The sequence below is a fragment of the Ruegeria sp. YKSD163 genome (genome assembly GCF_059612905.1).
Genome location: NZ_JBXWRM010000005.1, coordinates 13,910 through 27,870, shown reverse-complemented (window position 1 = coordinate 27,870; position 13,961 = coordinate 13,910). Strand labels below are relative to the sequence as shown.

General features: G+C 65.3%; 16 protein-coding genes. 7 read left to right on the top strand and 9 right to left on the bottom strand.

Features of this window, described 5'->3' with window-relative positions:
- Positions 1-96: 96 nt before the first annotated feature.
- The 3 genes from AC2FNA_RS08515 (at position 97) to AC2FNA_RS08505 (ending at position 1,695) form a co-directional block, all read left to right on the top strand.
- The gene (locus AC2FNA_RS08515) at positions 97-549 is read left to right on the top strand and encodes a methylated-DNA--[protein]-cysteine S-methyltransferase (RefSeq protein WP_234142988.1); all 453 of its coding nucleotides are present in this window, start codon (positions 97-99) and stop codon (positions 547-549) included.
- Between the two features lie 67 nt (positions 550-616).
- Positions 617-1,075 carry a hypothetical protein gene (locus tag AC2FNA_RS08510; protein ID WP_496825615.1) on the top strand — a complete coding sequence of 153 codons (459 nt, stop codon included), beginning with the start codon at positions 617-619 and terminating at the stop codon, positions 1,073-1,075.
- A 5-nt stretch (positions 1,076-1,080) separates the two neighbouring features.
- Entirely contained in the window at positions 1,081-1,695 is a 615-nt protein-coding gene (locus AC2FNA_RS08505; RefSeq protein ID WP_496825613.1) for a class I SAM-dependent methyltransferase, read from the top strand.
- Here the strand turns inward: AC2FNA_RS08505 and AC2FNA_RS08500 are convergent.
- From AC2FNA_RS08500 to fsa, 4 genes are all read right to left on the bottom strand, one after another.
- Positions 1,661-2,368: a CDP-alcohol phosphatidyltransferase family protein gene (locus AC2FNA_RS08500; RefSeq protein ID WP_234139774.1), complete on the bottom strand. Its 708-nt coding sequence runs from the start codon at positions 2,366-2,368 to the stop codon at positions 1,661-1,663. The genes AC2FNA_RS08505 and AC2FNA_RS08500 overlap by 35 nt on opposite strands.
- A gap of 69 nt (positions 2,369-2,437) precedes the next feature.
- A complete protein-coding gene (locus AC2FNA_RS08495; protein WP_496825611.1) occupies positions 2,438-3,358 on the bottom strand; it encodes a tyrosine recombinase XerC in 921 nt (306 codons plus the stop codon).
- A complete protein-coding gene (locus AC2FNA_RS08490; RefSeq protein WP_496825609.1) occupies positions 3,355-4,062 on the bottom strand; it encodes a DUF484 family protein in 708 nt (235 codons plus the stop codon). The genes AC2FNA_RS08495 and AC2FNA_RS08490 overlap by 4 nt, the downstream gene beginning before the upstream one ends.
- A 215-nt stretch (positions 4,063-4,277) precedes the next feature.
- Complete coding sequence (gene fsa, locus AC2FNA_RS08485) at positions 4,278-4,931, bottom strand: fructose-6-phosphate aldolase (RefSeq protein WP_496825607.1); 654 nt, start codon at positions 4,929-4,931, stop codon at positions 4,278-4,280.
- Positions 4,932-5,049: 118 nt separating this feature from the next.
- Between fsa and AC2FNA_RS08480 the strand changes: the two genes are divergently transcribed.
- Positions 5,050-7,260 carry a primosomal protein N' gene (locus tag AC2FNA_RS08480; protein WP_496825605.1) on the top strand — a complete coding sequence of 737 codons (2,211 nt, stop codon included), beginning with the start codon at positions 5,050-5,052 and terminating at the stop codon, positions 7,258-7,260.
- A 148-nt stretch (positions 7,261-7,408) separates the two neighbouring features.
- Here AC2FNA_RS08480 and AC2FNA_RS08475 read toward each other — a convergent pair whose 3' ends face one another.
- The 5 genes from AC2FNA_RS08475 to AC2FNA_RS08455 form a co-directional block, all read right to left on the bottom strand.
- Positions 7,409-7,777 (bottom strand): anti-sigma factor family protein, encoded by a 369-nt coding sequence (locus AC2FNA_RS08475; RefSeq protein ID WP_496825603.1) that lies wholly within the window; start codon positions 7,775-7,777, stop codon positions 7,409-7,411.
- 26 nt (positions 7,778-7,803) lie between these two features.
- The gene (locus AC2FNA_RS08470; RefSeq protein WP_496825601.1) at positions 7,804-8,139 is read right to left on the bottom strand and encodes an anti-sigma factor family protein; all 336 of its coding nucleotides are present in this window, start codon (positions 8,137-8,139) and stop codon (positions 7,804-7,806) included.
- Complete coding sequence (locus AC2FNA_RS08465) at positions 8,136-8,654, bottom strand: sigma-70 family RNA polymerase sigma factor (protein ID WP_496825599.1); 519 nt, start codon at positions 8,652-8,654, stop codon at positions 8,136-8,138. Before AC2FNA_RS08465 ends, AC2FNA_RS08470 begins: the two co-directional genes overlap by 4 nt.
- A gap of 15 nt (positions 8,655-8,669) precedes the next feature.
- Positions 8,670-9,050: a COG4315 family predicted lipoprotein gene (locus tag AC2FNA_RS08460; protein WP_496825597.1), complete on the bottom strand. Its 381-nt coding sequence runs from the start codon at positions 9,048-9,050 to the stop codon at positions 8,670-8,672.
- 102 nt (positions 9,051-9,152) lie between these two features.
- Entirely contained in the window at positions 9,153-10,217 is a 1,065-nt protein-coding gene (locus AC2FNA_RS08455; protein WP_496825595.1) for a YeeE/YedE family protein, read from the bottom strand.
- Between the two features lie 169 nt (positions 10,218-10,386).
- On the opposite strand from AC2FNA_RS08455, the gene AC2FNA_RS08450 reads away from it, so the two are divergent.
- Genes AC2FNA_RS08450 through AC2FNA_RS08440 form a run of 3 tightly spaced genes read left to right on the top strand, consistent with a single transcriptional unit; the run spans position 10,387 to position 13,899 of the window.
- Positions 10,387-11,622, top strand: a complete 1,236-nt coding sequence (locus tag AC2FNA_RS08450; RefSeq protein WP_496825593.1) for an MFS transporter — start codon at positions 10,387-10,389, stop codon at positions 11,620-11,622.
- Positions 11,623-11,626: 4 nt separating this feature from the next.
- Positions 11,627-13,021: an MATE family efflux transporter gene (locus AC2FNA_RS08445; protein ID WP_496825591.1), complete on the top strand. Its 1,395-nt coding sequence runs from the start codon at positions 11,627-11,629 to the stop codon at positions 13,019-13,021.
- The gene (locus AC2FNA_RS08440) at positions 13,021-13,899 is read left to right on the top strand and encodes a 50S ribosomal protein L11 methyltransferase (RefSeq protein WP_496825590.1); all 879 of its coding nucleotides are present in this window, start codon (positions 13,021-13,023) and stop codon (positions 13,897-13,899) included. The genes AC2FNA_RS08445 and AC2FNA_RS08440 overlap by 1 nt, the downstream gene beginning before the upstream one ends.
- Positions 13,900-13,961: the final 62 nt, after the last annotated feature.

Genomic DNA, 13,961 nt, shown 5'->3' with positions numbered 1-13,961 from the left:
CTGCCCCTCGCGCTCCCCGGAGTATTTGTGGCGAAATGAAGTTGGAACAGGGCGCGACATCTTGTGCATGATCCGCTGCGGCGCCATGGTCGGGGCATGCCGAGCCTGACCGTTGATACGCCGACCGGCACCTTTGTCCTGACCGAGGAGGATGGTGCGATCATCCGCGCCACCTGGGGGCTTGGCGGATCGGACCACACGCCTCTGCTGGAACGGGCGGCGGCGCAGGTCAGGGCCTATTTCAGGGGCGAGTTGGAGCAGTTCGAGCTGCCCTTGAAGGTGCGCGGCTCGGCCTTGCAACGCGCCGTTTGCGACGCGATTGCTGCGATCCCCTATGGCTATACCCGCACCTATGGCGAGATCGCGCGCGATCTCGGCTCCTCGGCCCAGGCAGTGGGCCAGTGCTGTGGCGGCAATCCGATCCCGGTAATCATCCCCTGTCACCGGGTGATGGGCGCCCGAGGCCTGACCGGGTTTTCCGGAGAGGGTGGCGTGGAGACCAAGGTGGCTCTTTTGCGACTGGAAGGGGCTGCGGGCTTGCTCATCTGACCCAGATCAAGGCAAGCTGGGCGTCAACCCATTCAGATATCGTCTGGAACATGGACAGGAGACGAAGATGACCGACCGCGCCGCGCAGAAACAGGCCGTGCATGACAAGCTGATGTCGCTGGAGGCAGCCGAACTGGCTGCGGCCAAGGCGCATTACGAAGCCTTCCTGAAGGAGGCGCAACTGGGCGACCGGGAGGTGCATGACAAGGACGATCTGGTGGCCGCGCGCGAGAACCGCGATCTGGCCGCTGCATTCGATGCGCCGGTGCAGGCGCATCACGCCAAGATCGACGTGATCGAAAACACCGATTTTGCGTTGACCGACACGGTTGGGCCGGGCGCGGTGGTCTCGTTTGGCGGTCGCAACTTCGTCGTCTGTGTCTCGACCACCCGGTTTGAGGTCGATGGCAAAACCTATATGGGCATCTCGACCCAGAGTCCGATCTATCTGGCGATGAAGGACCTGCGGGCGGGAGAGAGCTTTGCCCATAACGGCCAGGACTTCGAGATCGAAGATATCATGTGAGCGGCTTGCGTAGACGGCCGGTGCGGTGTGGCTATGCGGCCGAGGCCGAAGCGCTGATTACCGCTTTCGAGGCGCTGGACAGTGCAGACGTGCTGGCTCCGGTCATTGATGATCTGCCTGAAACCCCCGGTCTTTGTCTGGATCTCGGGGCCGGCAGTGGGCGGGATGCGGCCTGGCTGGCAGCGCGCGGACATCGGGTCTGGGCAGTCGAACCGGTGGCTGCCTTTCGCATTGCGGGGCGGCAGCGTCATCGCGGCCACCCGATCATTTGGGTCGATGACAGATTGCCCAACCTGACCCGGCTTCGCGGGTTGGGACTGCGCTTTGACCTGATCCTGACGATCGGGGTGTTTCATCACCTGTCGCCGCAAGCGCAGCAAGAGGGATTGATCACCGCTTTGGCACAGTTGTCGCCGCGGGGCCGGATGATCCTGTCATTGCGCCATGGGCCGAACCCGGCAGCGAGGCCGGGCCACCCGGTCGATACCGACGCATTGGTTGCGAGTGCCACGGCGCAGGGGATGCGGATCCGGCGCCTGATCCGGGGAGTGCCCTCGATTCAGCCCGGCAACCGGGCGTCGGGGGTCAGAAGGGACTGGCTATGTCTTTCTCGGGAATGACCATCTGGGCAATCCCCGCAAAAATCAGGTAGAGGCTGGTCACCACCAGGCCCCAATGCGCCCAGCTTTCGGGGTGAAACCCGACCCAGGCGGCCCAGCCCGCGAAAAAGGTCCAGGCCAGCGCCATCGGCAGGGTTACCGCGCGCCAGCGCTGAGTTCTGACCGGATGAACGAATTTCAGCGGCAGGAACATCGACACCGCCAGCACGGTGACCAGCACAAGGCTGACCCAGAAATTTGGCTCGAGCGCGAATATCACCAGGACAACCATGTTCCAGCAGCCCGGAAAGCCCGAGAACGAGTTGTCCTTGGTCTTCATCCTTGTGTCGGCGAAATACATGGCGCTGGCAAAGGTGATGATGATGATCGCGAACCAGCCGGTCCAACCATCCATTAACCCGGATTTGAACAGGGCAAAGGCGGGTATGAACACATAGGTCAGATAGTCGATGATCAGGTCCAGCAACACACCGTCGAATTCGGGGGCATAGGTCTTGACGTGATATCGGCGGGCCATAGGCCCGTCGAGCCCGTCGACAAAGAAGGCCACAACCAGCCACAGGAACATCAGGTCCCATTTGGCATCTACCGCCGCCAGCATCGCCAGCATGGCAAAGACAGCGCCGGTGGCGGTAAAGAGATGGACGAAGAGGGCACGGAACTGAGGTGTCATCTGCCCCTCATGACGGAAAAATGTTCGGGTTGCAATTCGTCTGCAGCAATCGGTTCCGGGGCGTGTGCGTCAGGCCTTGGGGTGGCTACGGTTGTAGACTTCCATCAAGTGGGCGGTGTCGACGGCGGTATAGGCCTGTGTGGTCGACAGAGAGGCATGGCCCAGCAGTTCTTGAATCGCGCGCAGGTCGCCGCCGGCTTCGAGCAGGTGGGTGGCAAAGCTGTGGCGCATCGCATGCGGGGTGGCGGTGGCGGGAAGGCCCAGCTGCATCCGTGCCTTGGCCATCACCGCCTGGATGCTGCGGGCGTTCAGCGGGCCGCCCCGGGCACCGCGAAACAGCGGTGCCTCGGGTTCCAGCGGCCAGGGGCAGAGCCGCAGATAGGCGTCGACCGCTGCACGAGCGGCCGGGATCACCGGCACCAGACGTTCCTTGCCGCCCTTGCCGCGAATGCGCAGCGTGGCGGGCAGTGGTGCCGCGTGCCCGGTCAGCGACAGCGCCTCTGAGATGCGCAGCCCGCAGCCATAGAGCAGGGTCACCACCGCCATGTCGCGGGCAGCGATCCAGGGTTTGGTCGATTGCAGCTCGACCGTGTCGATCATCGCGCGCGCCGCATCCTCGGCCAGTGGGCGGGGCAGTTTCTTTTGGAACTTTGGCGCCCGGGTCGACAGCACGGCGGTGGGTTCGAACCCCTCGCGTTCGGCCAGCCAGCGATAGAAGCTCTTGACCGCCGAAAGCTTGCGCGCCAGCGAGCGCGGTCCGATCCCGTCGGCGCGCATCTGCGCCATCCAGGCCCGCATATCGGGCACCCCGATACGGGCCAGCGGCGCCAGCCCCTGCGTCGCGCCGAAATGCAAGGTCATGAAGGAAATGAACTCGACCACATCGCTGCGATAGGCGGTGATGGTATTCTCTGCCCGACCCGCCAGTGCCCGTTGCGTATCCAGCCAAAGCTGCAACGCATCGCGGCAGGCGGGTGAGATCAGGCTCACGACAGCCAGCGGCGCATCGTGCGTTCGAACACGCCGGCAAAGAAAGAAAGCAGGTCGGTACCCAGTTGCGGGGTGAACTGATGCGGATCCTCGGCTCCCATTGCGAGCATACCGGGCAGGCGTCCGGGCCCCAGGTCGAGTTTCAGGCAGGCCTCGGATCGGATCCAGTCGGCGCGGCGGCCATAGACCTGCGGCGTGGCCTGTTGCAGCTGGCGCAGCGTGACCTGACGCGCCACCGCGTTGCGCCCGGCGGTCAGGTAACTGTCGACAAATCCGGGCTGTGCCACGGTCAGAACATCGTCGAGCCGTTCCAGCGAGGCCCCGCGCTCGGCCTGGTTGCTTTCCAGCACCAGCCGGATCGCATCGACGCGCAGAACCTCGGCCACTTCGGTGCCGAGATCGCGCAGGAAGGTTTCGAAATCCACGGGGTCGAGCAGCCTAAGGACCGCGCGCTGCACCTGATTGGTGCCGGCAAGATTCTCGTAAGCGGCCGCGATGACCGAGCGATGCGTGTCCTCGAGCCGGTCGAGCCGGGCCTCGAGCCGCTCCATCGCGATGCCGCGCAGATCGACCACATTGCCGCCCATCGCTCGCTCGTTCGCGGCGACAAGCGCATGCATGATGTCCTTGTCATCCAGTACCGCCTGCGGCTTGGCGATGATCGCTTCGCGCAGGGTTTCGTCCAGTTTCGGGCTGCTGCTCATTCACGCCTCGTTTTATGTTGGGACGTTTTATAACACGGGATTGCGATTTTTCTGCCGAAAAATCAACATCCGTGCGGAATTCTACTACCGGATGTGCTCTGACACGGTTCGTGTAAGCATGCTGACATTACGGGGCGCCGAAGAAAATTCGTCGAATTTTCTTCGGCCTTTCCCCGACTTTTCACAGCGCGCGGCCACGCCACAAAGGTTATGTCTCAGAGGATCTTGATACCGGCGGCCTTGATATCCGACAGGAACGCATCGAGACCCTTATCGGTCAGGGGATGGTTTACCATCGCCTTGATCACGGCGGGCGGTGCAGTGATCACGTCGGCGCCGATCCGCGCGCTGTCGAGGATATGGTTCACCGAGCGGATCGAGGCCGCCAGGATCTGCGTTTCGAACCCGTAGTTATCATAGATGGTGCGGATGTCCTGGATCAGGTCCATCCCGTCCAGGTTGATATCGTCGAGCCGCCCGATGAAAGGCGAGATGAAGGTCGCGCCTGCCTTGGCCGCCAAAAGAGCCTGGTTGGCCGAAAAGCACAGCGTCACGTTCACCATGTGACCATCGTCCGACAGCACCTTGCAGGCCTTCAGGCCATCCCAGGTCAGTGGCACCTTCACCGCGATATTGCCAGCGATCTCGACCAGCTTGCGACCCTCGGCAATCATGGTATCGGCGTCGGTTGCGGTCACCTCGGCGGACACCGGCCCGTCGACCATGGCGCAGATCTCGCGGGTGACCTCGATGATGTCGCGGCCCGATTTCTTGATCAGCGAGGGGTTGGTGGTGACGCCGTCCACCATGCCCAGGTCGTTCAACTCGGCGATGGCGTCGATCTCGGCGGTATCAACGAAGAATTTCATGGGGCAGTCCTTTGATGGGTTGGCCTCGGTCTGGCTTGCCTTTACCTCATGAGACAGGCGGCGCAAACCCCGAATGCCGGGCTGTGCCGGCGGATGAGGTTTGACGGGAGCTATCAGCTTGGACACGGGCGGCTTGGACAGCGGCGGGTTTTTCGAAGAGGGGGCGCTGGTCTCGGTCCTGACCACCCAGCCGCTCGACCGGACGCTTGACTACAAGGCACCCGAGGGCGGCTGTTTCTCAGGTGCCTTTGTCGAGGTGCCGCTGGGCCCGCGCAAGGTGCTGGGCGTGGTCTGGGGGGCCGGTCGGGGTGACTTTGACCGGTCCAAGGTGCGCTCGGTATTGCGGGTGCTCGACGTAGCGCCAATGCGCGAGGAAATGCGCGCCTTTCTGGGCCGGACCGCCGACTACACGCTGACTCCGATGCCCGCGATGCTGCGCCTGGCCACCCGCGCGCCGGGTCTGGGCGATCCGCCTTCTATGCGCAAGGTCTATCGGCTGGGCGGGGGAGACCCCGACCGCATGACCGATGCGCGCGCCCGCGTTCTCGAGGTGCTGCGCGACTATGGCGGGCTGGCCTTCACCCTCAAGGAACTGGCCGAAATGGCGGGGGTTACGGCATCGGTGGTCAAGGGGCTGGTCAAACAGGGGGCCGTGCGTGAAGAGGACAGCCCGCGCGATCTGCCCTATCCGCATCTCGATCCCGATCTGCCTGGCAAGGCGCTGACCGAGGATCAGGCCCGCGCCGCCGACAGCCTGCGCGCCGGGCTGCGCAGCGGGCGCTACGGCACCACGCTGCTCAAGGGGGTGACCGGTGCCGGCAAGACCGAGGTCTATCTGGAGGCGGTGGCCGAGGCGCTGCGCATGGGGCGACAGGCGCTGGTGCTGCTGCCGGAAATCGCGCTCACAGCCGAGTTCCTGACCCGGGTCGAGGCGCGGTTCGGTGCGCGGCCCGCCGAATGGCACTCAGGTGCCACCATGACCGAACGCCGCCGCGTCTGGCGCATGGTGGGGCAGGGCGAGGCACAGCTCGTGGTGGGCGCGCGCTCGGCGCTGTTCTTGCCGTTTCGGGATCTTGGCCTGATCATCGTCGATGAGGAACACGACACATCTTACAAGCAGGAGGATGGCGTCCTCTATAATGCGCGTGACATGGCGGTGCTGCGGGCGGCGATCTGCGGCGCGCGGGTGGTGCTGGCCAGTGCCACGCCCTCGCTGGAAAGCTGGGCCAATGCGGATGCGGGCAAATACGAGCGGCTGGAGCTGACCTCGCGCTATGGGTTGGCGGTGTTGCCGCAGATGCAGGCCATCGACATGCGGGCCGAGACGATGCAGCCTTCCAGCTGGATCTCGCCCAGCTTGCGCCGGGCGGTAAGCGATCGGCTGTCCAAGGGGGAACAGTCGCTGCTTTTCCTGAACCGGCGCGGCTATGCCCCGGTAACGCTGTGCCGAGCCTGCGGCCAGCAGATCGGCTGCGACCATTGCGACGCGCGCATGGTCGAACACCGGTTCCTGAAACGGCTGATGTGCCACCAGTGCGGCGAGACCAAGCCGATCCCTGAAACCTGCCCCCATTGCGGCGCCGAGGGGCGGCTCGCCCCAGTCGGCCCGGGTATCGAGCGGCTGGCCGAAGAGGCCACCGCCAGTTTTCCCGAGGCCCGCATCGCGGTGCTCAGCTCGGACATGTTCGGCACCGCCCGCGCGCTGAAGGAGCGGATCGAGGCGATCGCGGCGGGTGAGGCAGATATCGTCATCGGCACCCAGCTGGTGGCCAAGGGGCACAACTTTCCCTTGCTGACGCTGGTGGGGGTGATCGATGCCGATCTGGGCCTGCAGGGTTCGGACCTGCGCGCCGCCGAGCGCACCTTTCAGCTGATGCGGCAGGTGGCGGGCCGGGCAGGGCGGGCCGAGAAGACCGGACAGGCGCTGTTGCAGACCTATCAGCCTGACCACCCTGTGATACGGGCCATTCTTGCCGGCGACGAGGAACGGTTCTGGCGCGCCGAGGCGGCTGAGCGTCAAACCGCCGGAGTGCCACCCTATGGGCGGATGGCCGGGATCATCCTGTCGGGCCCCGAGGCGGGGCCGGTCTTCGATCTGGGGACCGCCATGGCGCGCAACGATGCGCCCCTGCGCCAGATCGGGGCGCAGGTCTTCGGCCCCGCGCCCGCGCCCATCGCCCGCGTCCGGGGTCGTCACCGGGTGCGGCTCCTGGTCAAGGCGCCCAAGGGCGCACCGCTGCAAGAGGCGATCGCCCGCTGGATCGCGCCGCTGCGCCTCAAGGGCGACCTGCGCCTAAGCGTCGATATCGACCCGCAAAGCTTTCTTTGATCTTTTTGCGAGGCTCCGCCTCGCGCTCCGGAGTATTTTGAACCAGAAAGAAGCAGTATCCGCATTCCAGTTTCTTTCTGGTCGGCAATACTCCGGGGGTGAGGCCGAAGGCCGAGGGGGCAGCGCCCCCTGTCCGGCCTCTCCGCGGTTACAGCAACTGCTCATAGGCGCTGGTGGCCATCTGGCGCAGAGCGTCGCGGGGCAGGGCGCCGGTCAGGACATAACCCAATCCGCCCTCGCCCCAGTGCAGGCTTTCGGTCTGCCGGTCCCCGCCAAAGCGAAAGGCGCTGTCGCCTGCCTCTTGTCGCGCCACATAGAGGGTAATCCGTAGACCTTGGGCATTTTCATACATGTGAAGCCCGGCGGTGCTATCGTCCGCGGGCAGGATGCGCCCGCCCATCAGGGCAAAGCCCGAGGCCGACAAGTCCGGTGGGCTGACCGGCGCGCCGATGCGCTTAGACATCCAGCTGTCCATATGGTCGCGCTGGCTGGCCGGGACCTCGACCGGATGCTGCACCTAGACTACATAGGTGTTATGCGCAGTCAGCGCCGCATCGGCCAGCGCCGGGGCGGGGGCGCCCAGCCGCCCACGAGACCCAGCGCCAACAGGGCCATCCCCGCCAGCGCCTGCCGCAGCAGCGCCGCGCGCGGCGCCGGGGGTGGGCGCAGGGCCTCACTCAGCCGCGTGGGCACCGGTTCGGCATCGGCCTCGCCGTAAAGCGCGCGGATATCGGCGTTCTGCCGCGCCCAGTCCGACAACAGCGCTTGCGCGCGCGGATCCTGCGCCAGCCGCGCCCCCAGCGCGGCGCGCTCGTCCATTGGCAGCGCATCCTCGAAATAGGCGATCAGCTCTTCGTCGCTCAGCGGGTCCTGGGTCATACGCCTTTACCCCTTTGGGCCGGGCCAGCGGAGGGGTCCCCGCGCCCGGTCATGGATCTCAGATTGGCCCGCGCGCGCGCCAGCCGCGACATCAGCGTGCCCTTGGGTATGTCGAGCGCCGCCGCCGCTTCGTCGAAACTGGCGCCCTCGAGCGCCACGAGCAAAAGCGCGCGGCGCTGATCCCCGGGCAGGCGGGCGATGGCGGCCTCGGTCTCGCGCAGGACCATGTGGCTGCCCTGCCCGGCGGGACGGGCCGGTTCCACCACCAGATCCTCGACCGCAACCAGATGTCCCGCGCGCGCCGCGCGGCGGCGCAGGTCGCGATGCCGGTTGATCAGGATGCGAAACAGCCAGGCTCTAAGCGAACCGTCGGGGCGGCGGCCACCAACACCGGCCACCGCCCGTTCCAGGCAATCCTGAACCAGGTCGTCGCCCGCCTCGCGGTCCCCCATCAGCGCATGGGCATAGCGGCGCAAGTCGGGGATCAGGGCTTCGATCTGGTCGAGGATCGCCATTCTACCGCTCCGCCCTCAGGGACGGGCCAGATGCCAGACGCCCTTGACCCCGTCACCGGTGATGTCACCGGCCTTGGCATCCTTGATCCAAGTGTAAAGCGGCATGCCCTTGTGGGTCCACTGGCGCGAGCCGTCGGAGCGCAGCACGATCCCGAACGCGCCCTGCGGGCGGGCTGTGTTGGCGGCCTCGAGCGGCGGCCATTTCGCCGCGCAATCGTCATAGCAGTTCGATACGACGGGCGTGTCCTTGTCAAAGGTGTAAAGCGACAGGCCATTGCCATCGGTCAGCACCGCCCCCTTGGCGGTGTCGCCGGTCTGGATCGCGGTGGCGGCCAGGGCGGATGTGGCAATGGCCAACGACAGGGCGGCCAGGGCAAGGCTGTGTTTCAGGGTCATATCGGGTGTCCTTCTGATCTCATGCAACCGGCGCCTCATGCAACCGGCAGAACAAAGGACGCCGCCGCGCCGGAAATAATCCGTGTCCTCGCAGTTTCGTGATCAGGCGGGCGACGGGCTGGCGGCGCGCTGGTCGATCAGGAAATCGGTGGCCATGGCGCCGACCCACATGAAGAACAGCGCCGCCCAGGCCGTGCCGACGAAGATCGAACCTCCGGTCACGCCCGCGCCGATGGCGCAACCGCCCGCCAGCATGCCGCCGAACCCCATCAGCGCCGCGCCGATCATCGCCTTGCGCATGGTGACCGGCCCGTCAAAGGCCTGGATCTTCATCTCGCCCGCCAGTGCCGCGGCGATCATCGCGCCGATGAACACGCCGGGCACCAGCCCGACGTCGAATTCCAGAACCGCGTTGCGGTCGAGAAAGAACATCAGCGTGTGCGCCGATGGGCCGGTAAAGGTGGCGCTTTCGATCTGCACCGGTTCAAAGGCGACCTGGCTCAGCGCATAGGTCAGCACCCAACCCAGCGCCACGGCAAACCCCACGCCCGAGGCAAAGACCAGCCTTGCGGCGCCAATCTCGTTGCGACGCGCGATCACCAGCGCGATCACCGCGCATATCAGGCCCAGCACCAAACCGCCGTATTCCGGCAGGCCAAAGGTGGTGAGCAGGTTCATGTTGCGCCCGCCCTCGGTGATCCACAGCGCCGCCAGCTTGTCGCGCAGCGGCGACAACAGACCCGACAGGCTCATCTGTGCCACCACCGCAAAGATCAGCCCGGACACCACCGAGCGTAGGTTGCCGGTCGCCGCCAGCACCAGCAGGCGCCCCGAACATCCGCGCGCCAGCACCATTCCGGCGCCGAACATCAGCCCGCCGATGATCGCCCCCGACCAACTGCCGGGCACCGCCATCATGCGGGCATCGGCCGCGTTCATCAGCCCGATCAGCTGTGCCGCCTGCACCCAGACCAGCGCGGTCGAAAAGGTCAGCAGCCAGACCGCCACCTTGTCACCCATCTGGCCTCGGGCAAACTCCACCGTCGCGGCCCGCAGGCAGAACCGCGACCGCTGCGCAGCGACGCCAAAGGTGATGCCGGTGATCAGCCCGAACAGGGCGGCGGTGGGGGATTCGCCGATGCGCTCGACAAGGCTGACAAGATCCATGACGCACTCCGCGCTGCAATAGTTGCGCCGTTATAGCGATACATTCCAATTTGTGATTTGATTTAGGTCATGCGGCGGCGTCAAACCGTCCTGCGCGCTGGTGCAGGGTGGATGTGCGGCGCTGGCTTTGCTCTCGCCAAGATCGGGGAATGGGCGTAAGGCATTTGCCATGTTTCGACCCGTTCCCCTGTCTCAGGCCGCCGGCCTGCCGTTCTGGCGCCGCCCCATCACGCTGTTGTTCGCGATGGCCATTGCCATGCCGATCGCCTTCAACGCGTGGAGCGCGCTGCTCAACAACTTCGTTATCGAGGTGGCGAACTTCGACGGCGCCGATATCGGCCTGCTGCACACGGTGCGCGAGATTCCGGGCTTTCTGGCCGTTGGGGTGATCGCGGTGATCCTGGTGATGCGCGAGCAGGTGCTGGGGCTGATTTCGCTGATATTGCTGGGGCTGGCCACGGCGGTCACCGCCTGGTTTCCCAGCCTTGGCGGGCTCTTGATGGTCACTCTCTTCAGTTCGATTGGTTTTCACTATTACGAGACGGTGAACCAATCGCTGCAACTGCAATGGCTGTCCAAGGAGCGGGCCCCGCAGATGCTGGGCTGGCTGGTGGCCACCGGATCGGCCTCGACGTTGGTGATCTATGGGCTGATCGTGCTGACCTGGGACCGGTTCGAGCTGAGTTATAACACCGTGTTCATGGCGGCGGGCGGATTGACCGTGGTGATTGCCCTCTTTTGCCTGCTGGCCTATCCGCAATTCGATGCGCCGACACCGCAGACCAAGAAACTGATCCTGCGCCGCCGCTACTGGCTTTACTACGCGCTGCAATTCATGGCGGGCGCACGGCGGCAGATCTTTGTGGTCTTTGCGGGATTCATGATGGTCGAGAAGTTCGGCTTTGACGTGCACGAACTGACCGGCCTCTACCTGATCAACCTGGTGATCAACATGATCGTGGCGCCGCTGTTGGGACGGGCGGTGGCCCGGTTCGGGGAACGGCGCACACTGATATTCGAGTATGCCGGTCTGGCGATGGTCTTTGCCGCCTATGGTGGCATCTACTGGTTCGGCTGGGGCGTGATGCTGGCGGCGATCCTTTACGTGATCGACCATATCCTGTTCGCCTTGGCGCTGGCGCTGAAGACCTATTTCCAGAAGATCGCCGACCCCGCCGATATCGCCCCCACCGCTGCTGTCGCCTTTACCATCAACCATATCGCGGCGGTGTTCCTGCCGGTGTTGCTGGGTCTGCTCTGGGTGGTGTCCCCTGCGGCGGTGTTCGGGCTGGCGGCCTGCATGGCGCTGATCTCGCTTGGCCTGTCGCTGCTGATTCCGCGCCACCCCGAGCCGGGCAACGAGACGGTGCTGTCGAAATACATGCCCGCCGCCCCGGCGGAATAAACGGATGGAGCGGCGCGGGCGGTTCCTCGAAGGCGCAACAATGGGGCATGTGATCCGCATGACCCTGACCGGCGCGATGGGGATCACCTTTGTCTTTCTGGTCGATGCCGCCAATCTCTACTGGATTTCCCGGCTAGGGGATCCGCGCCTGATGGCGGCGATCGGCTTTTCCTTTGCCATCCAGTTCCTGTCGGTCAGCGTCGGCATCGGGCTGATGATCGGTGCAGTGGCGCTCATCTCGCGCGGGATCGGGCAGGGGCGGCGCGGGCTGGCGCGGCGGCATGCCACCAGCGCGATGATGATCGCCTTCGCGGTTCAGAGCCTTGCCGGGCTGCTGATTTTCCTGTTCCGCCACCAGATCGTCGCCCTGTCGGGCGCAACCGGTGAAACGGCGGCATTGGCGGCGCGCTATCTGGCGTTGACGGTCCCGTCGCTTGGCGTGATGGCGGCGGGAATGGTCGCCAATGGGGCACTCAGGGCCGAGGGCGACGGCATGCGCTCGATGTCGGTCACCCTGACCTCGGGCGGAGTGGCGATGGTGATTGACCCGTTCCTGATCTACGGGCTGGAAATGGGGCTGGATGGCGCCGCGCTGGGCGTGGTGTTGTCGCGGTTTGTCATGCTGGCCATGGCGCTGCGTTTCGCGACCGGGTCGCATGACCTGCTGGCCCGGCCCCGGCGGCGCGACCTCATGGGAACGCTGCGGCCTTTCATGGCGATTGCGATTGCGGCGATCCTGACCCAGCTGGCCGCCCCGGTCGGCAATTACATCCTGACCTCGGTCATGGCGCAGTTTGGCGATGAAGCGATGGCGGGTTGGGCCGTGGTGGGGCGGCTGACGGTGGTGGCCTTTGGCGGCATCTTCTCGCTGGCGGGGGCCATCGGCGGTATCTTCGGCCAGAACTTCGGCGCCGCAGAGCACGCCCGCCTGCGCAGCACCTATCGTGACGCGGTGCTGTTCGGCCTTGGCTATACGCTGGTGATGTGGGCGCTGCTCAGCCTTGCCGCCCCCGGTATCGGGGCGGTGTTCGACCTGCAGGGACCGGCGCTCGACGTGCTGCATGCCTTTACCCATGTGGGCGCGGGCGGATTTGTCTTTGCCGCGCTGCTCTTTGTCTCGAATGCGGCCTTCAACGCGATGGGCAAGGCGCGGCGGGCGACGCTGACCAACTGGCTGCGCGACGGGGCGCTGACGTTGCCCGCCGCGCTTTGGCTGGCGGGTGCCTATGGGGCCGAGGGCGTGATCTATGCGCAAGCGCTGTGCAGCCTCGTGGTGGGGCTGGGGGCCGCGTTCTGGGGCTGGCGGTTCGTGGTCAGCCTGGGCCGCTGTCACCTGCCACGGCTTGACCTCGCGCCGCCACGGCCCTACGCGCATCCGGACAGATACAGGAGACGCTGATGCCCACCTTTACCGCGCTGACCACCCTGACCGGCAAATCCCAGGCCGAGGCGCTGGGCGAGGCGATGGAGAGCCTGACCCCCGAACCCACCGGTATCGGCGTGTTCGAGCTGGAGGACGGCTCGGGCCTGTGGGAGGTCGGCGGCTATTTCACCGAGACCCCCGACGACACTTCACTGGCGCTGCTGGCGGCGGTTCATGGCGCCCAGCCCTTCGTGGTGTCGGAACTGCCCGAAACGGATTGGGTCGCTCATGTCAAACGCGAACTGGCACCGGTCGAGGCGGGGCGTTTCTTTGTCTATGGCAGCCATGACGCCGACAAGGTGCCAGCGGATCGCATCCCACTGCTGATCGAGGCGTCGATGGCTTTTGGCACCGGGCACCACGGCACCACGCTGGGCTGTCTGCGCGCGCTTGATGGGCTGATCGAGCAGGGATTCAGCGCCGCCAAGGTGGCCGATATCGGCTGCGGCACCGCGGTTCTGGCGATGGCGGCGGCGCGGGTCTGGCGGGGCGAATTCCTGGCCTCGGATATCGACGCGGTCGCGGTCGAGGTCGCCGAAGCCAATCTCAAGGCCAACGGCATGGAGGGCGCGGTCACCTGTCTGGAGGCGGCAGGCTTCGACCATCCGGAACTGGCGGCGCATGCGCCCTATGACCTGATCTTTGCCAACATCCTGAAAGGGCCGCTGGTGGCGTTGGCCCCCGATCTGGTGGCCCATCTGCGACCCGGCGGTTATGCGATTCTATCCGGCATCCTGAACGAACAGGCCGATGACGTGATCGCTGTTTATTCACATGCCGGAACCAATCTTGTAGATCGCGGGGTGATTGGTGACTGGACCACGCTGCTGCTTCGCAAAAACGACGCATTTTAAGCCAGTTTTAAAGGCATTGTAGGCATGGGCCTTGGTTTTGCCTCATTTCGACCGTAGCTTGG